13 protein-coding genes and 2 pseudogenes are annotated in these 16876 nt (G+C 63.0%); 11 read left to right on the top strand and 4 right to left on the bottom strand.

Annotated elements, in window-relative coordinates; all coding sequences use genetic code 11:
* Positions 1-138: 138 nt before the first annotated feature.
* From BRD58_RS15715 to araD, 7 genes are read left to right on the top strand one after another with little or no spacing between them, the layout of a single operon-like run.
* Positions 139-597, top strand: coding sequence for a TRAP transporter small permease subunit (locus BRD58_RS15715; RefSeq protein WP_034168444.1), 459 nt, complete (start codon positions 139-141; stop codon positions 595-597).
* Positions 597-1877, top strand: coding sequence for a TRAP transporter large permease subunit (locus BRD58_RS15710; protein WP_073383614.1), 1281 nt, complete (start codon positions 597-599; stop codon positions 1875-1877). Before BRD58_RS15715 ends, BRD58_RS15710 begins: the two co-directional genes overlap by 1 nt.
* A 17-nt stretch (positions 1878-1894) precedes the next feature.
* Positions 1895-2878 carry a TRAP transporter substrate-binding protein gene (locus BRD58_RS15705; RefSeq protein WP_034168442.1) on the top strand — a complete coding sequence of 328 codons (984 nt, stop codon included), beginning with the start codon at positions 1895-1897 and terminating at the stop codon, positions 2876-2878.
* 9 nt (positions 2879-2887) lie between these two features.
* The gene (locus BRD58_RS15700) at positions 2888-4390 is read left to right on the top strand and encodes an FGGY-family carbohydrate kinase (protein WP_139263916.1); all 1503 of its coding nucleotides are present in this window, start codon (positions 2888-2890) and stop codon (positions 4388-4390) included.
* Complete coding sequence (gene ulaD, locus BRD58_RS15695) at positions 4387-5046, top strand: 3-keto-L-gulonate-6-phosphate decarboxylase UlaD (RefSeq protein WP_073383604.1); 660 nt, start codon at positions 4387-4389, stop codon at positions 5044-5046. Before BRD58_RS15700 ends, ulaD begins: the two co-directional genes overlap by 4 nt.
* A complete protein-coding gene (locus BRD58_RS15690) occupies positions 5043-5903 on the top strand; it encodes an L-ribulose-5-phosphate 3-epimerase (protein ID WP_073383600.1) in 861 nt (286 codons plus the stop codon). Before ulaD ends, BRD58_RS15690 begins: the two co-directional genes overlap by 4 nt.
* Positions 5897-6592, top strand: a complete 696-nt coding sequence (gene araD, locus BRD58_RS15685; RefSeq protein ID WP_034168439.1) for an L-ribulose-5-phosphate 4-epimerase — start codon at positions 5897-5899, stop codon at positions 6590-6592. The genes BRD58_RS15690 and araD overlap by 7 nt, the downstream gene beginning before the upstream one ends.
* A 120-nt stretch (positions 6593-6712) precedes the next feature.
* Here araD and BRD58_RS15680 read toward each other — a convergent pair whose 3' ends face one another.
* Entirely contained in the window at positions 6713-8527 is a 1815-nt protein-coding gene (locus tag BRD58_RS15680) for a cation:proton antiporter (RefSeq protein ID WP_015462328.1), read from the bottom strand.
* Between the two features lie 165 nt (positions 8528-8692).
* Here BRD58_RS15680 and BRD58_RS18280 point away from each other — a divergent pair.
* A pseudogene (locus tag BRD58_RS18280) lies at positions 8693-8794 on the top strand (hypothetical protein); the annotation flags it as partial.
* A gap of 104 nt (positions 8795-8898) precedes the next feature.
* Here BRD58_RS18280 and BRD58_RS15675 read toward each other — a convergent pair.
* The gene (locus tag BRD58_RS15675) at positions 8899-9126 is read right to left on the bottom strand and encodes a hypothetical protein (RefSeq protein ID WP_073383596.1); all 228 of its coding nucleotides are present in this window, start codon (positions 9124-9126) and stop codon (positions 8899-8901) included.
* A 451-nt stretch (positions 9127-9577) separates the two neighbouring features.
* Here BRD58_RS15675 and BRD58_RS15670 point away from each other — a divergent pair, with 451 nt between their 5' ends.
* The gene (locus tag BRD58_RS15670) at positions 9578-10882 is read left to right on the top strand and encodes an MFS transporter (protein WP_069579334.1); all 1305 of its coding nucleotides are present in this window, start codon (positions 9578-9580) and stop codon (positions 10880-10882) included.
* A gap of 45 nt (positions 10883-10927) precedes the next feature.
* Here BRD58_RS15670 and BRD58_RS15665 read toward each other — a convergent pair whose 3' ends face one another.
* Together BRD58_RS15665 and BRD58_RS15660 are read right to left on the bottom strand one after the other, a co-directional pair.
* A complete protein-coding gene (locus tag BRD58_RS15665; protein ID WP_073383586.1) occupies positions 10928-13294 on the bottom strand; it encodes a glycoside hydrolase family 31 protein in 2367 nt (788 codons plus the stop codon).
* 14 nt (positions 13295-13308) lie between these two features.
* Positions 13309-14611, bottom strand: a pseudogene (locus tag BRD58_RS15660) (MFS transporter).
* A gap of 287 nt (positions 14612-14898) precedes the next feature.
* On the opposite strand from BRD58_RS15660, the gene BRD58_RS15655 reads away from it, so the two are divergent.
* Together BRD58_RS15655 and BRD58_RS15650 are read left to right on the top strand one after the other, a co-directional pair.
* Positions 14899-15993, top strand: a complete 1095-nt coding sequence (locus BRD58_RS15655; protein WP_162274057.1) for a LacI family DNA-binding transcriptional regulator — start codon at positions 14899-14901, stop codon at positions 15991-15993.
* Between the two features lie 189 nt (positions 15994-16182).
* Positions 16183-16872, top strand: coding sequence for a 2'-5' RNA ligase family protein (locus tag BRD58_RS15650; RefSeq protein WP_015462321.1), 690 nt, complete (start codon positions 16183-16185; stop codon positions 16870-16872).
* The last annotated feature ends 4 nt before the right edge of the window (positions 16873-16876 follow it).

Raw genomic sequence — 16876 nt, 5'->3', positions numbered from 1 at the left:
AACCGGCAGGCGCGCTGCCGGTAAATAGTGTCGGGCACTCGCCTGCGGCGATCCGCTTTATGGAAAAGGCTACATTCAACGCGGTGCGGGCGTTATTTCCCGGTCGCTCTGAAAATAACGCTGTGCGCTGGAGGATTAATGAAACGCGGATTAGAAATGGTCTCTGCATCGTTATTAGCGCTGTTATCCTGCATTGTTTTTATTAATGTGGTGCTGCGCTATGGCTTTGCCAGCAGCCTATTATCGGTCGATGAACTGTCGCGCTATCTCTTTGTTTGGCTGATCTTCCTTGGCGCCATCGTCGCATTTATGGAAAACCGCCATGTCAGGGTGACCTTTTTTATCGACAGGCTGGCGCCGGCGTGGCGCCGCCGTTTGGAGCGGGTGACCCATCTGGTGATGCTGGCGCTGTGCGTGATGCTGCTGGTGGGAGGCACCCTGAAAACGCTGCAGGACTGGGATAATCGCACGCCGATCCTGGGGCTGCCCGTCGGGCTGCTGTATGCCGCCGTGCTACCGACCAGCGCCGGCGTCGCGCTGATCCTGCTGGCGCGCCTGCGTCGCCTGTGCGCTCGCGCGGCGGATCAGGGGGCATAATGGCGATCCTGATCTTCCTCTGTGTCCTGCTGCTGGGGATCCTGTGCGGCATTCCGATCGCCTGGTCGCTGCTGCTGTGCGCGCTGGCGCTGATGGGCTATCTGGATCTGTTCGATGTCCAGATTATGGCGCAGACGCTGGTCAACGGCGCCGATAACTTCTCCCTGCTGGCGATCCCTTTCTTTGTGCTGGCCGGCGAGCTGATGAACGCCGGCGGGCTGTCGCGCCGGATCGTCGATTTACCGATGAAGCTGGTGGGGCACCGCCCCGGCGGGCTGGGGTACGTCGGCGTGCTGGCGGCGATGATCATGGCCAGCCTGTCCGGCTCGGCGGTGGCGGATACCGCCGCGGTCGCCGCGCTGCTGCTGCCGATGATGCGGGCGGCCAATTACCCGCACAACCGCTCCGCCGGGCTGATCGCCTGCGGCGGCATCATCGCGCCGATCATCCCGCCGTCGATCCCGTTCATCATCTTCGGCGTCTCCAGCGGGCTGTCGATCAGCCGGCTGTTTATGGCCGGGATCGCGCCGGGGATCATGCTGGGGCTGGCGCTGATGCTGACCTGGTGGTGGCAGGCGCGCCGCCTGGCACTGCCGCGCCAGCCGCGGGCCGATCGGCGTCAGGTATGGCAGGCGCTGCGCAGCGGGATCTGGGCGCTGATGCTGCCGGTGATCATCATCGGCGGCTTTCGCTCCGGGCTGTTTACCCCCACCGAGGCCGGCGCGGTGGCGGCCTTCTATGCGCTGCTGGTCGCCGGGGTTATCTACCGTGAGCTGAGCTGGGCCGCGCTCTATTCGGCGCTGGTCGCGGCGGCTAAGACGACCGCGGTGGTGATGTTTTTGGTCTCCGCCGCGCAGGTTTCGGCCTGGCTTATCACCGTAGCGGAGCTGCCGCAGCGGGTCTCTGCGCTGCTGCTGCCGCTGGTGGACTCACCGCGGCTGCTCTTCATTGTCATCATGGTGGCGATCATGGTCATCGGCATGGTGATGGATCTCACCCCGACCATCCTGATCCTCACGCCGGTGCTACTGCCGCTGGTCAAGGCGGCGGGGATCGATCCGATCTATTTCGGCGTGATGTTTGTCATCAACTGCTCCATTGGCCTGGTGACCCCGCCGGTGGGCAACGTACTGAACGTGATCGCCGGCGTCGCGCAGCTGAAGTTCGACGATGCGGTGCGCGGCGTGTCGCCCTATTTCCTCACTCTGATAGGCATGCTGCTGCTGTTTATTCTGCTGCCGCAGCTCATTACTGCGCCGTTGGCATGGCTGCTTCCCTGACCATAAGGATAAGACCGATGAAATGCTTCGCTCCGATCTCTGCCTTGCTCCTCTCCGTATCGCTACTGTCGCCGCCGTCGCTGGCGGCGCAGTCCCTGCGCTTTGGCTATGAGACTTCACAAAGCGACTCTCAGCACCAGGCGGCTGAAAAGTTCAGAAGCCTGCTGGAGGCGCGCACGCAGGGCGCGCTGAGTCTGCGCCTGTTTCCAGACAGTACGCTGGGCAACGCTCAGGCGATGATCAGCGGCGTGCGCAGCGGCAGCATCGATATGGAGATGAGCGGCACCAATAACTTTGCCGGTCTGCTACCGGCGCTCAATGTGCTGGATATCCCCTTTCTGTTTCGCGATACCGAGCACGCCTACCGGGTGCTGGACGGCGAGATCGGCGCGGCGCTGCTCAGCCGCCTGGAGACGGTGGGGCTAAAGGGGCTGGCCTACTGGGAAAACGGCTGGCGCGACGTGACGAACTCACGCCGCCCGATACAGACGCCCGCCGATCTCAAGGGGCTGAAGATCCGCACCAACAACAGTCCGATGAACATCGCCGCCTTTCGTCTGCTGGGCGCTAATCCGCTGCCGATGCCTTTTTCGGAGGTGTATACCGCGCTGGAGACGCGCACCATCGATGCCCAGGAGCATCCGATCAATGTGACCTGGTCGGCCAAATTCTATGAGGTGCAGAGGTACCTGACCCTGACGCACCACGCCTATTCGCCGCTGATCGTGGTGATGAATCTGAAGCGGTTTCAGACGCTGGAGCCCGACCAGCAGCAGGCGCTGCTGAGCGCGGCGCGCGAGGCGGGAGAGTATCAGCGCCAGCGGGTGGTGGAGGATCAGCAGCGCATCATCGCCGGGATGCGAGAGAGCGGGGTCGAGGTGATAGTGCAGCCCGATCGCCGGGCATTCGCCGAGGCGCTGGGTAGCCAGGTGCGCGACATGTTCCTGCAGGCGCATCCGCAGGAAGCGGCGCTGTTACAGGCGATTGAGCAGACGCAATAAGGACGGTTGATCATGGCGTATTGGTTGGGCATTGACTGCGGCGGCACCTGGCTTAAGGCCGGGCTGTACGATGCGTTGGGGCGTGAATGCGCCATTGTGCGTCAGCCGCTGGCGCTGATTTCACCCTGTCCCGGCTGGGCCGAACGGGATATGCGGCTGTTGTGGCAGCAGTGCGCCCGAGCTATCCGCGATCTGCTGGCGCAGTCGGCGACGGCGGGGCAGGCGATCCGCGGCGTGGGGATCTCGGCGCAGGGGAAGGGGCTATTTCTGTTGGATAAACAGGATAGGCCTCTGGGCCATGCCATCCTCTCCTCCGATCGGCGCGCGCAGGCGATTGTGCAACGCTGGCAGCGTGACGGGGTGGCGCAGCGTCTGTACCCGCTGACGCGCCAGGCGCTGTGGAGCGGGCACCCGGCGACGCTGCTGCGCTGGCTGAAAGAGCATCAGCCGCAGCGCTATCGCCAGATCGGCTGCGTGTTGATGGCGCACGACTATCTGCGCTGGTGTCTGAGCGGGGTGAAGGGGGGCGAGCTGAGCAATATGTCGGAGTCCAACCTGTACAGCATGGCCGACGCCGGTTTCGACAGCCGCCTGACGGCGTGGCTGGGGATTGCGGAGATGGATGCGGCCTTACCGCCGCTGGTCGGCTCGTCGCAGGTGTGCGCGGCGGTGAGCCCCGAGGCGGCGGCGCTCACCGGGCTGCGCCCCGGCACCCCGCTGGTCGGGGGGCTGTTCGATGTGGTTGCCACCGCCCTGTGCGCCGGCCTGCAGGATGAGCATACCCTGAATGCGGTGATGGGGACCTGGGCGGTGACCAGCGGCCTGGCCGACCGGCTGGAGGAGGGGGAGCCCTACCCCTATGTGTACGGCCACTACGCCTTTCCCGGACGCTATATCGTCCATGAGGCCAGCCCGACCTCCGCCGCCAATCTGGAGTGGCTGCGCGCGCAGTGGGGGGATCTGCCGCTGGAGCAGGTCAATCGCCTGGTGGAGCGCCTGCCGCGGGCGGGCAGCGATCTGTTCTTTCTCCCCTTTCTGTACGGCAGCAACGCGGGCGCGGCGCTGACCGGCGGTTTCTATGGCCTGCAGGCGCTGCACCAGCGCGATCATCTGCTGCAGGCGGTGTATGAGGGGGTGATCTTTAGCCATATGACCCATCTGGCGCGCATGCGCGCCCGCTTTACCCAGGTCAGGACGCTGCGGGTGACCGGCGGCCCGGCGCGCTCGCGCCCCTGGATGCAGATGCTGGCCGACGCCAGCGGGCTGCCGGTGGCGCTGCCGCAGGTAGAGGAGACCGGCTGTATGGGTGCCGCGATGATGGCGCAGGCGGGTATCGATGGGGGCATCGACGCCGCGCTTTGGCAGCCGTCCGCACCGCAGATCCTGTACCCCGACCCCGCGATCTATGCCGCCTATCAGGCGAAATATCAACGTTATCAGTCGCTGACTGTGGCCCTGCGCGACTGGCACGCCGCGAGTGCGGCGCGCGAGCAACAGGAGGAACCTCAATGAGCCGACCGGGACTGCAGTTGGCGCTGGACCAGCGCGATCTGGACTCGGCGCTGCGGGCTGCCGCGGTGCTTTATCCCTATGTAGATATCATCGAGGCCGGCACCATCCTGTGTCTCAACCAGGGGACGGCGGCGCTGAAGGCCCTGCGTCGCTGCTGCCCTGAGCGGCCTCTGGTGGCCGACTGGAAAGTGGCCGACGCCGGGGCACTGCTGGCGTCACAGGCGCTGGAGGCTGGCGCTGACTGGATGACGGTGATCTGTGCCGCGCCGCTGGCGACGGTCGAGCAGGCCCAGCGGGCGGCGCAGGCGCGCGGCGGCGAGATTCAGATAGAGCTGTTTGGCCACTGGACGCTGGACGATGCCCGGGCCTGGCGGCGTCTCGGCGTCCGTCAGGCCATTTACCACCGCGGGCGCGACGCCCAGGCCAGCGGGCAGCAGTGGGGCACGGCGGATCTGACGCGCATGGCGCGGCTGTCGGATCTCGGGCTGCAGATCTCCGTCACCGGCGGGGTTGTCCCGGCGGATCTGGCCTACTTTCGCCACATCGACGTTAAGGCGTTTATCGCCGGGCGGGCGCTGTATGGCGCGGCGGAGCCGCAGCAGGCGGCGCAGGCGTTTCAACGACAGATTCAGGACCTTTGGGGAGATAAAACATGAAAAAGCATCCGCTGGGGATTTACGAAAAGGCGCTGCCGCGCCATCTCTCTTGGCCGGAGCGTCTGGCGCTGGCCAAGGGCTGCGGCTTCGATTTTGTCGAGATGTCGCTGGATGAGAGCGATGAGCGTCTGGCGCGCCTGAGCTGGTCGCGCGCCGAACGCCATGCCCTGAGCGGGGCGATCCTGGAGAGCGGGATCGCCGTCCCCTCCCTGTGCCTATCGGCCCATCGTCGCTTTCCCTTGGGCAGCCGCGATCCCGCGCTGCGCCAGCGTGGCGAAGAGATCATGACCCAGGCTATCGGGCTGGCGCGCGATCTGGGGATCCGTACCATCCAACTGGCGGGCTATGACGTCTACTATGAGCCCCACGATGACGACAGCGAGCGGCGCTTCGCCGACGGGCTGGCCCGGGCGGTGGCGCAGGCGGCCGCCGCTCAGGTGATGCTGGCGGTGGAGATCATGGATACCGCCTTCATGAACGCCATCAGCAAGTGGAAGACGTGGGAGGCGCTGATGGCCTCCCCGTGGTTCAGCGTCTATCCGGATCTCGGCAACCTCAGCGCCTGGGGCAACGATGTCGCCGCTGAGCTGCGGCTGGGGATCGATCGTATTGCGGCGATCCACCTGAAGGACACCTATCCGGTGACAGTCGACGAGCCGGGGCAGTTCCGCGACGTTCCCTTCGGCGCGGGCTGCGTCGACTTTGTCGGGGCGTTTCGCACGCTGCGGCAGCTGAACTACCGCGGTGCCTTTGTCATTGAGATGTGGAATGAAGCGGCGCCGGAGCCGCTGCTGGAGGTGATCCAGGCGCGTCGCTGGATCACGGCGCGGATGCAGGAGGGGGGACTGATATGCTAGCACCATTGAAAGAGGCGGTGCTGGCCGCCAATCTGGCGCTGCCGCAGCATCACCTGGTGACCTTTACCTGGGGCAACGTCAGCGGACGGGATAGCGACGGCGAGCTGATGGTGATCAAGCCCTCCGGCGTTGACTACCGGGCGATGACGGCGGCGGACCTGGTGGTGGTGGAGATCGCCAGCGGACGGGTGGTCGAGGGGCGCTATAAGCCCTCTTCCGATACGGCGACCCACCTGGCGCTGTACCGCCGCTATCCCCAGATCGGCGGGATCGTGCATACCCATTCGCGCCATGCCACCATCTGGGCGCAGGCGGGGCGCGATCTGCCCGCCTGGGGCACCACCCACGCCGACTACTTCTATGGCGCCATTCCCTGTACCCGCCCGCTGAGCGAAGCGGAGATCGAGGGCGACTACGAATACCAGACCGGCGCGGTGATCATCGAAACCTTTGAGCGGCGCGGCCTGGATCCCAGCCAGATCCCCGCGGCGCTGGTCTACGCGCATGGCCCTTTCGCCTGGGGCGCGGATGCCGCCGACGCGGTGCATAACGCGGTGGTGCTGGAGGAGTGCGCCTACATGGGGCTGTTCGCCCAGCAGCTTACCCCCGGCCTGAGCCGGATGCAGCAGCCGCTGCTGGATCGTCACTACCTGCGCAAGCACGGCGCCGCTGCCTACTACGGTCAGTGAAGCGCCGCGCCCGGCCCCCGTGGGTGCGCTGGCGCGGCGACGTCTGGCCCGCGCGCGGCCTACCCGTTAAATCCCAGCTCGGCGGAGATGGCCTCGGCGGTGGCGCGCTCCCAGGCGGCATCAGGCGCGGGGGGCGGGGTCCGCCTCGCCGTCGCGCTGTACCAGCGCGATCAGGGTGCAGGGGGCCGCAGGCGCGCTGTCGGCGCGCACGGGCTGGAGCTTTCCGCTCTCCGACAGGGTAAACAGCGGAATGACGCCCTGGTGCATCGCCAGGTACTCCGGCCAGCCGAAGTTCTGATTTAGGCGCGTGACCTTGATGGTGGCGCCTTTGGCGATCAGGCTACTCAGCTTCCCGTAGCTGGCCTCGTGATTGAAAAGGCTCTCGTGGCGGCGGAAACGCGCGCTCTCCGCGCGATCGCCGCGTCCCTTCAGCGGTGAGCCGGAGCGGATCGCGAAGACGTTCTCATCGCCGAGAATATGGCCGAAGTGGTAGATGGCCAGGGCATTCTGGTGGCGGTTGGGCGACAGGGCGAACACCCGCGCCGTCTCGCCGAGATTGAGGTAGTTTTCCGCATGCTCAGAATAGGCGTGGCCGTAATAGGCGGGGATCCCCTCCATGCGCGCCTGGCGGTAATACTCCCAGCTGCTGTCGCTGACGATGACGGGGATCTCCAGCTTGATCAGCGCCTGGGCCAGCAGGCGGGCCACGCTATTGGCCCCGATGATCAGCACGCCGCGCGGCTTACGCTGCTGGACGCGCAGCAGGCGGGCCACGAAGCGGCTGGTCAGGCTCTGCAGGATGACGGTGCCGATGATGATGGCGAACACCACCGTCACCAGCCGTCCGGCATCTGGGTAGCCGCTGCGCTGCAGCGTCAGGGCAAAGAGGGAGCTGACGGCCGCGGCGACGATGCCGCGCGGCGCGATCCAGCTGAGCAATAGCCGCTCGCGCCACTGCAGCGAAGATCGCCAGGTGGAGACGGCGATGCACAGCGGCCGGGCGATGAACTGCACGACGCACAGCACCCCGATGAGCGGCCAGCCCATTTGCCAGAGCGCCGCGATATCGAGGCGCGCCGCCAGGATGATGAAGAGGGCGGAGATCAGGATGACGGAGAGCTCCTCCTTAAAGGCGAGGATATCGCTGGTGTCGACATCGCGCATGTTGGCCAGCAGTATGCCGATCACCGTGACGGTCAGTAACCCCGACTCGTCGGCGATGGCGTTCGACAGGCCGAATGCGGCCAGCATCGAGGCGAGGACCGCCAGGTTCTGCAGATAGCTCGGCACCCAGGCGCGGCGCAGGCTGACGCCGATAAGGTAGCCGCACGCCAGCCCGACGAGCAGGCCGACCAGGACGGTGCTGCCCAGTGTCCAGAAAAGATGGCCGTAAGACTGGGCGCTTTGCTGCAGGACGATGAATTCAAAGACCAACAGCGTGAAGATAGCGCCGATGGGATCGATGATGATTCCCTCCCAGCGCAGCACCTGGTTGACGCTGGCGTTCGGGCGCACCACGCGCATCAGGGGGGCGATCACCGTGGGGCCGGTGACCACGGTTACCGCGCCGATCAGCGCCGCCAGCTCCGGCGGCAGCCGCAGCAGCCACCAACAGGCGAGGCCGATGACGGCGAAGGTGGCCAGCATGCCGATGCTGACCAGGTTACGCACGACGCCGCCCAGGCCGCGTATCTCCTCTAGGCGCAGCGTCAGCGCGCCTTCGAACAGGATGATCGCCACCGACAGGGAGACGAGGGGAAACAGCAGCTCGCCAAAGAGTCGGTCGGGCTGAACCAGGTGGGTGACCGGGCCGAGAGCAATCCCAAACAAGAGCAGCAGCAGTATGGCCGGTAGGCGCAGTGACCAGGCGGCCCATTGCGCCAGCAGGGCGCTTAACCCAATCAGTACCAACATCAGCGGGGTAGATAACGCCATAATGATCCCTTCCTGTAGACAGCGCGATTCATGGAGAGAGGCTTCTCTCTATTTTAGCGGGTCTATTTTTAGTCATCATTTATATAAATGTGCAGAGTTAATTGTATTTCTGTATTTGATTTGTATTGATGATCAATGGGTTGGAATTATCTGAATCTGTACTGCGCCGATCGTACGCGGGAGAAACGCCCGGGTAGCCACCTGGGCGATCGTCTGAACTATTGGGATATTAAGGGCGGTATTCAGTATGACTTTGTGCTGAAGTGACGCGCCGTGGCCGCCAGTCCGCAGGCGGGCTTGCCCCTGGCGCCGCGCATATCGCGGCCATTCACTGCGCGGTGGATAGCGCAGTGAATACGCCGGGGCTGTTGTTAGGGAATTACTGCGTTGACCTGGTCAATAATTCGCTGCCGGCGTTTTTCAGCCATGCTATTCGAAAAGGCGCGAATCGCGGCGCCCAGCGTCGATTTCCCGCCAGACGCCGGCGTATCCCGCTGGGGATGATGATCGTAGGCGTTATCGAGCGTAGCGGCGCTCGATGCCCGGTTGACCACCTGTGAACTGATATAGTCAGGGAATAACGTGTCGATATAAAACATACTACACCTCGATTAAGCGTATAGGTTAAAAATAATCTGCAGTCGCGTCGGGCAATATGCGGCGCGTGGATTGACTATTCTTACTTACGCATGAGCGGGTGTTCAGAATCGTCAGTCCGTCGCGTTGCCGAACGATGGAGGTTCGTCTGATGTTGCGCTGAACATATCTACTCTCCTCTGGGGGAATGAACGGGTTATGGACAGTATGCGCCGCGAAAGATAAACGTAGCCTGTACCGGTCGGCGGGTTTTATTGTTGAGGCGCCGCCATCGCATTACGCTCGACGCCGAGAACGCGCACTTTTTCCGGAGGATCTCTGCCACATATACCCTAACAAAAAGGGGCTTGTTGAAATAAAACGGGGGAAAGTGTTACCCGTGAATTTGAGTTTTATCACAAAAGATGACGCGGCGCCGGTGGTGTGATAACGCCCCATATCTAAGGAGTGTTTATGACCAGGCGGCGTTATTTAATTATATTGCTGATGTTTATAGTCATCGCGATTAATTATATGGATAGGGTTAACTTTTCCGTGTCGATTCCGGAGATTCAGAAAGATTTGCACTTTAGCCTTGCGCAGATCGGCGATATCTCTTTTGTCTGGGGCATGGCCTATGCCCTGTTTAATTTCCCCGGCGGCTGGCTGGCGGATAAGCTGGGCCTACGCTGGGGGATCTTTGCCGCCTTTGGCTGGTGGTCGCTGTTTACCATCGCCTCGCCCTTTGCCACCACGCTCACCGGATGGTTTATTCTCCGTGGTTTGATGGGGGTCGGCGAGGCGCCGATCTGGCCGTTTAATGCCAAGGCCGCCAACAGCTGGGCGCCGCCGGGCGAGCGTTCGACCGCCTATACGCTGGCGGGCTCAGGGCAGTATCTGGGGCCGGCCATCGGCTCTATTTTGGTCGGCTGGATCGTGGTCGCCCTGGGCTGGCGCTGGGCGTTCGTTATTTTTGGCGGCGCGGGCCTGCTGCTGCTGCCGCTGTGGCTGTTCGTGGTGCGAGACACCCCGGCCAGCGATAAGCGGGTTAGCCAAGAGGAGCTGGCGCTGATCGGTAATCTGGCGAATGCCGCGCAGGAGAAGGTTGACTGGCCGGGGATCCGTCGGGTGTTTACCTCGCGCACCGGTATAGGGATGCTGCTGATTTACCTGACGTTTGGCTATATTTTGTTTACCTTTCTCAACTGGGTTCCCAGCTATATGTATTACACCTTCCACATGGATATTCTGAAGAGTGCCCTGTGGTCCAGCCTGGGCGCGTTTATGGGGTTTATCGGCTTTGTGCTCTCCGGCCCCTTTAACGATCGCCTGGTGAAAAAATATCGCCGTCTGACGGCCCGGCGCATTGGGACGGCGCTGCCGATGTTTTTGGCGGTGCTGTGCGTGGTGGCGTCGCTGATGACGGCGAGAAGCGGGCTGGGGCAGATGACCGCTATCCTGATCGGGATGGTGCAGCTGTTAATGAACCTGACCGTCGGCGCGTGGGCGGTCAACATTATCGATATCTCTCCCAATCAGGCGTCGACCGGCATGGTCTACGGCATTTTTAACGGGGTGCTGAATATGATGGGGGCGTTGAACTCCCTGATCCTGACCGCCATCGCGTCGGCCTATGGTTTTCCGCTGGCCTTTGGCAGCGCGGTGATCTTTATGCTGATTTTCCTGTTCAGCATTCTGTTTATCGTCGACCGTCGGAGCTATGAGGCGTTAACCGCCTATGCCATGGACGCCCGTCGCCGCGGGGCGGCGCAGGCGTAGCCATTCGGCGCCTGAGCGTGCAACCGTACTCAGGCACCGTTCGGTTTAGTCGATGTGCCACGCGTCGGTCGCGACGCCGTTGATCAGCAGCTGACGGCGCTCCCCCTTGGGCAGGGTGACTCGCAGCTGGCGCCAGGCCGGTCGGTACTGGCCGCGCGGCGTCACGCTGAGCGCGATCTGCGTGGCGCTGCAGGTCATTTCCCACGTCAGCCACAGCGCATTTCCCTGCTGGTAGCCCCAGCTTTCGCCGTCGTCCTCAAACAGCAGGCCTGAATCGCTGCCGCAGCCCTGCCGCGGGAATAGCCTGAGTTCGCGGCGATCGTCGGCGGCGCTATCGACGTGGCGGACGCGCTCGCTCAGCGGCAATCCGGCGCCGGCGCGCACCAGCAGCGGCAGTCTTTCCAGCGCGGCGTCCAGCGTGATCCACTGTCCCCCGCAGAACCACGCCTCGCTATAAAAGTCATACCAGCCGCCGCCGTTATCGGGCAGCCAGACCCGGCGCGTGCGGGCACCCGGTTCGACGACGCTGGCCACCAGAATATCGCGGCCCAGCAGGAAGTCGTCGCACTCGGCGAAAGTCTTCGCGTCGTGCTGATGGTCGAGAAAGGTGGGGCGCAGCATCGGCTCGTCGTCAGCGTGGGCCTGCCATAGCAGGGTGTACAGGTAGGGCAGCAGGCGATAGCGCAGTTCGATGGCGCCGCGGATGGCTGGGGTGATGGCCGGGTACATCCAGGGCTCGTTGACCGTCTGATCATCGTTCCATGAATGGATGGTAAAGCGCGGGTGCATGACGCCGTTCTGTACCCAGCGCACGAACAGCTCCGGATCGGGCTTATCGCCGGAGAAACCGCCGACGTCGTGGCCGACGTTAAACAGCCCGGACAGGCTCATACCGACCCCCATGCGGGTGTTGTAGCGCAGGGTCTCCCAGCTGGTGCGGTTGTCGCCGCTCCAGGTTTGGACGTAGCGCTGCATGCCGGCGCAGCCGGAGCGGGAGATCAGGTAGGGGCGCAGATGGGGGGCAAAGCGCTGCTGTGCCTCCATCGAGGCGCGCATCATCAGCAGCGGCATCACCGGGCGGATCTGCTTGATGGCGATCGGCTGGCCAAAGCCGTGGCAGCGGGCTTCGCCGTCCCACACTTCGAATTCGTTGTTGTCATTCCAGGTGGCGTCGATCCCCATCTCCAGCAGCTGGGTCGTGACCCCGTTTTGCCACCAGGCGACGGTGTGCGGGTTGGTAAAATCCAGGTGCGATCCCTCATCGTCCCAGAAGGTGGAACGCTCCGGGGCCTCGCTCTCCGAGTCGCGGATGAACAGCCCCTGCGCCGCCGCCTCTGCGTAGCGGGGGTGATCCTGCAGCAGGCACGGCTTGATGTTGGCCGCCAGCCGGATCCCGGCGTCGTGAAAGGCCTGGCTCATCACCTTGGGCTGCGGCACTTTGTCGTAGTTCCAGTTGAAGACATAGCGTTTACCGTTAATCGAGGTATAGCCAGAGGAGAGCTGGAACGAATCGCAGGGGATCGCGTGATCCTGACAGAGACGGATAAAGTTCATCAGCTGGTTCTGGGCATCCGGCGCATCGGTGTAGTGCATGGTGGAGCCGCTGTAGCCCAGGCTCCACTTCGGGCCGAACAGGGTTTTACCGGTCAGCCGGACGAACGTCTTGGTGATGTCCAGCACCCGTTTGCCGCAGAACAGGTAGTAGTCGATATCGCCGGCCTCGGCCTGCCAGCGGCGATAGGCGGTGTGATAGTTGTCGATCTCATTGCCCAGATCCAGCCAGGTGCTGCTCAGGTTGTCGTAGAACAGCCCCATGCTGACGTCGTCGCGTTGGGTAATGGTAAAGGGGATATGCTTGTACAGCGGATCGGTGCTGCGGGCGTTATACCCCATGGCGTCCAGATTGCGCATTTCATAGCGTTTGCCGTTGCGCAGCAGATCGCCGGCCTTTTCCCCCAGGCCATAAAAACGCTCATCCTTACGGCGCTGCAGATAGTGCGCGACGCCGTCGCCGTGGGGGTTGAGCAGGTAGGCGCTGGTGGGGCGATCGCCGGCCAGGTATTGCCATGCGCCCTGCTCATCGCGGTAGTGCCACTCCAGCCATAGCGGCTGGTGCACCGTGACCCGCAGCGCCGCCGTGGCGATGGTCAGGCTATCCTGGTGCTGCTCCAGCGTCCAGGTCGGCAGGCTAAAGCCGCTCAGATCGTCGCGCTGACGCCCCTCCCAGGGGACATCCTGCTGCGGCGCGATGCTCCAGGTGCGATCCAGGGTCAGCGCGCCTTTTCGCTTCAGAACGATGCGGAACAGATGCTCCTCCAGCATATACAGGCACAGGGTGTGCTGCCCATCGACCCGCAGCTCTACATGGTGGGCCGTGCGTTTTTCAAAACTCCAGTGTTTCAGCGTTTTCATCGTTTTTTCCACTATCAGGCGCGCTTGGCGCGGCGTTCAGCAATAAAGGTCACCAGGAAAAAGGCCCCGATCAGGTCAAAGAATCCCATGGCGATAAACAGCGGGTTGAAGCCGATTTTGTCGGCGGTCACCCCGATAAGCAGCGAGAAGAGGAAGCTGGCGATCCAGGCGGCGGAGCCGCGCATGCCGTTGACGGTGGCCATTTGCCCCTTGTCGAAGGACTCCACCACCAGGGCGCTCAGCATGCAGGAGATGATCTGGTGGCCGAAGCCGCCGATGGAGATCAGGACGATGGTGATGTAGGGATCGCGGGTGATGGCGACGACCGCCAGGGAGATCATCATGAACGCGCCGGTCACCGAGCTGGCGACCACCGAGTTGACGCGCGAGCAGCCGAACAGGCGCGTGTACAGGCGGGTCAGGTAGCCGCTGGCGATGCTGCCCAGATCGGCGGCCAGAAACGGCAGCCAGGCGAACATGGCTATCTGCTTCAGATCCATGCCGTGCTCTTTGGCCAGGTACAGCGGCACCCAGAAGCTGAGTACTGCCCAGGCGGGCTCCGCCATAAAGGCGGGAATGGCAATGCCGTAGAAGCGCTTGTTCTTCGCAACGATCTTTAAGGCGGTGAAGAAGGGCTGCTTGACCGGCGGCGCCTCGTGATCCTGCTTGATATAGTCCAGCTCCGCGCGGCTTAGGTTGGGGTGCTGCTCCGGGTTGTGATAGAACAGCCACCACAGGACGACCCAGATCAGCGCCAGCACGCCGGTAAACATAAAGGCGCCCTGCCAGCCGAATGAGGCATGGGCAAAGTAGATGATGGGCGGCGCCAGCATGGCTCCGATGGAGAAGCCGACGCCCGCCCAGCCGGCGGCGATGGGACGCTCGGATTTAGGGAACCATTCGCCCAGGGTTTTGGCGTTGGCCGGGGTGGCCGCCGCCTCGGCGCCGCCCATAAAGAAGCGCAGAATAGCCAGCTGGAGCCAGCTGCCTGCCCCGGCGTGGGCGATACAGGCGATGGCCCACAGGATGGCGCAGAGGGCGAACCCGATCTTCAGGCCAATCACATCGATCAGCCAGCCGCACAGTGGCTGAAAGAGGGTATAGGCAATCTGAAAGGCACCGACAATCCACGAATATTGTTCGGTGGTGATCCCGAGGCTCTCTTTGAGCTCCGGCGCCAGAATACCGAGAGAGTTACGTGTAATATAATTAACGGTAACTCCGAGTAAAAAAACGAATTAATATCCACCAACGCAGATTTTTCACCGCGCGGCGGGGGGTTCCGAGCGTTGCATCATTATTTATGCCTTGGCTCATAGGGGTCTCCACAGGATGTTTTGTCAGGGAATGTGCATGGCCCGCTTACGGCGCCACCTGTCACACCAATTTTGTTATTTTGTTGAAACTTATTGGTTTTATTTTAATAATCTTCTGCACCACTTGGCCGGAAGTTGTCAGGCCAATTCAGACTAAGGCAGAAGAATGGCTGGCCATAGCGCAATTTATGCAAGTTTTTTCATTAATAAGCGTTATTTCGCGCATTAGTACCTGTTTAATTAGCATCGGCGTGGGATATCTGTTGTGAAAATTCTTTCATTTTCAAAATGGAGATAGATCACAAATTGAATAAAAAGCTTAAGATTGCCGAAATCGCTGCGCGTACCGGCCTCTCTGCCAGCACCGTTTCACGGGTGCTGGCCGGGAAGGCCAACACCAGCGAAAAGGCGCGCAACCGGGTGCTGACGTGCGCGCGGGAGCTGGGGGTGATGGACGGGATGGCGGCGGGGCGGATGCTGTTGAACAGCCTGGTGGTCTTTGCCCCCCAGCGCGCATTCGACGAGCGGTCCGATATCTTTTACTACCGAGTGATTCAAAGCATCAATAAGGCGCTTTCCGCGCACGAGGTGCGGCTGCGCTACTGCGCGCTGGAGGAAGAGGACAGCGACGCCGAGCTGTTTCTGGCGCGGATGAACGAGCCCGGCACGCAGGCGGCGATCCTGCTGGGGATTGATGATGCGCGTATCCACCGTCTGGCCGCCGACGGCGCGCAGCCCTGCGTGCTGATTAACTGTCGCGATGAGCAGATGCGCCTGCCCTCTATCGCGCCCGACCACCGCCTGATCGGTCAATGCGCCGCGCGCTATCTGTTTGAGATGGGGCACCGGGCGGTGATGAACGTGATGTGCCTGCGCCGCTATACCATGGATCTGCGTCTGGTCGGGATTAAAGCGGCCTGGCGGGCGCAAAATCTGCGCTTTCTTAGCGCCCGGGATCTGATCGCGCTGTCCAGCTTTAGCGCCCGCGAGGCCGAGGAGCGGGTGGGCGGCTGGCTGGATGCTCAGCGGGGGAAACCGCTGCCGACGGCGTTTTTGGTCGGGGGCGACTTTATGGCGGCCGGTACCATCACCGCGCTGCGCCAGCGTGGGCTGCGGGTCCCGCAGGATGTTTCCGTGATGAGTATTGACGGGTTTAATCTGGCGGCGATCCAGGATGTGCCGCTGACGGCGGTGCACGTTCCGCGCGATGCGCTGGGGAGCGAGGCGGTGCAGATGCTGCAGCAGCGGCTGCTGCGACCTCGGGCGCCGTGCGGCTCGCTGCTGCTGTACGGAGAGCTGGTGGTCAGGGCCTCGGTTCGGCGGATCCGACCGGGAAATCGGCGCGGCGAGGTCTCCAGCGAGGGGCTCTATGACGATCGCTGAGGCCGGCGCCAATACCGATCGGGATCAGTCCTGTTTCTGCAATATACATATAGCGCGGCCTGTTTTTTGAGTGCGATCTCATTTTTGCCGCTGAGGGGCAGGGATGATAGCGGGGATAAACGGGATCGCCCGCGTCGCCTGAGCGCCGGGCGGCCGCAGAGTATGACGATCCGAAGGGGAGGCGAGACGATGGGTTATCGGTTGGGCGGCGCTGTGCTGCTGTGTGCGCTGACGGGGGCGGCCTGGGGCGCGGGGGCGAGCAAGAGCTATGATGTGTTCATTATTCCCAGCCGCGGGATGGAGACCCTGCTCGCCCAGACCACGGCGCAGCTGGGGCAGTATCATTTAACCAGCCTGGCGGCGCAGGGGTTTCAGCCCCATGTCACGCTGTATCTGGCCGAGTATGGCCCCGATGCCCTGCCGCGGCTGAAGCAGGAGGTCGCGGCGCTCAGCCAGCGTCAGCGGGCGTTTCCCCTGCGCCTGACCCACCTGATCCAGACGCGCGGCGACTGGCTGATGGTGGCGGTCGAGAACAGTCGGGAGCTGCAGAGTCTGTCGGATACGCTGGTGCGTCGGCTGTCACCCTATCGCGATAAGGGGGCGCCGCTGCCGGGCTGGGTGAACGCCTATCCGGAGAAGAAGGCGGCCTTTGTCCGCTATGGCAGCCCGAATGTGTTCAGCCACTTCGATCCCCACGTCACCCTGCTGGCGCAGAGCGACCATGCGGCGCTAAGCCAGTTTATGCAGCGCGATGGTCAGCGCTTTGGCGCGCAAACCCTCGAGGCGGTTGGGCTGGGGATCGCGGAGACGGACGCCAACGGACAGAGCAAGACGGTGCTGGCCCGCTACGATTTTGCCGCGCCGAGCGCGGGACAGTAAGGCT

The organism is Edwardsiella piscicida (assembly GCF_001896205.1).
Taxonomy (GTDB): domain Bacteria; phylum Pseudomonadota; class Gammaproteobacteria; order Enterobacterales; family Enterobacteriaceae; genus Edwardsiella; species Edwardsiella piscicida.
Note: the sequence above shows the minus strand (reverse complement) of the source record. Positions and strands in the feature narration are given on the sequence as shown.

Coding starts and splice junctions, on each gene's coding strand:
- BRD58_RS15710 (WP_073383614.1), top strand. CDS start 597: ATGGCGATCCTGATCTTCCTCTGTGTCCTGCTGCTGGGGATCCTGTGC.
- BRD58_RS15675 (WP_073383596.1), bottom strand. CDS start 9,126: ATGTTTTATATCGACACGTTATTCCCTGACTATATCAGTTCACAGGTG.
- BRD58_RS15715 (WP_034168444.1), top strand. CDS start 139: ATGAAACGCGGATTAGAAATGGTCTCTGCATCGTTATTAGCGCTGTTA.
- BRD58_RS15670 (WP_069579334.1), top strand. CDS start 9,578: ATGACCAGGCGGCGTTATTTAATTATATTGCTGATGTTTATAGTCATC.
- araD (WP_034168439.1), top strand. CDS start 5,897: ATGCTAGCACCATTGAAAGAGGCGGTGCTGGCCGCCAATCTGGCGCTG.
- ulaD (WP_073383604.1), top strand. CDS start 4,387: ATGAGCCGACCGGGACTGCAGTTGGCGCTGGACCAGCGCGATCTGGAC.
- BRD58_RS15705 (WP_034168442.1), top strand. CDS start 1,895: ATGAAATGCTTCGCTCCGATCTCTGCCTTGCTCCTCTCCGTATCGCTA.
- BRD58_RS15690 (WP_073383600.1), top strand. CDS start 5,043: ATGAAAAAGCATCCGCTGGGGATTTACGAAAAGGCGCTGCCGCGCCAT.
- BRD58_RS15650 (WP_015462321.1), top strand. CDS start 16,183: ATGGGTTATCGGTTGGGCGGCGCTGTGCTGCTGTGTGCGCTGACGGGG.
- BRD58_RS15665 (WP_073383586.1), bottom strand. CDS start 13,294: ATGAAAACGCTGAAACACTGGAGTTTTGAAAAACGCACGGCCCACCAT.
- BRD58_RS15680 (WP_015462328.1), bottom strand. CDS start 8,527: ATGGCGTTATCTACCCCGCTGATGTTGGTACTGATTGGGTTAAGCGCC.
- BRD58_RS15655 (WP_162274057.1), top strand. CDS start 14,899: ATGGAGATAGATCACAAATTGAATAAAAAGCTTAAGATTGCCGAAATC.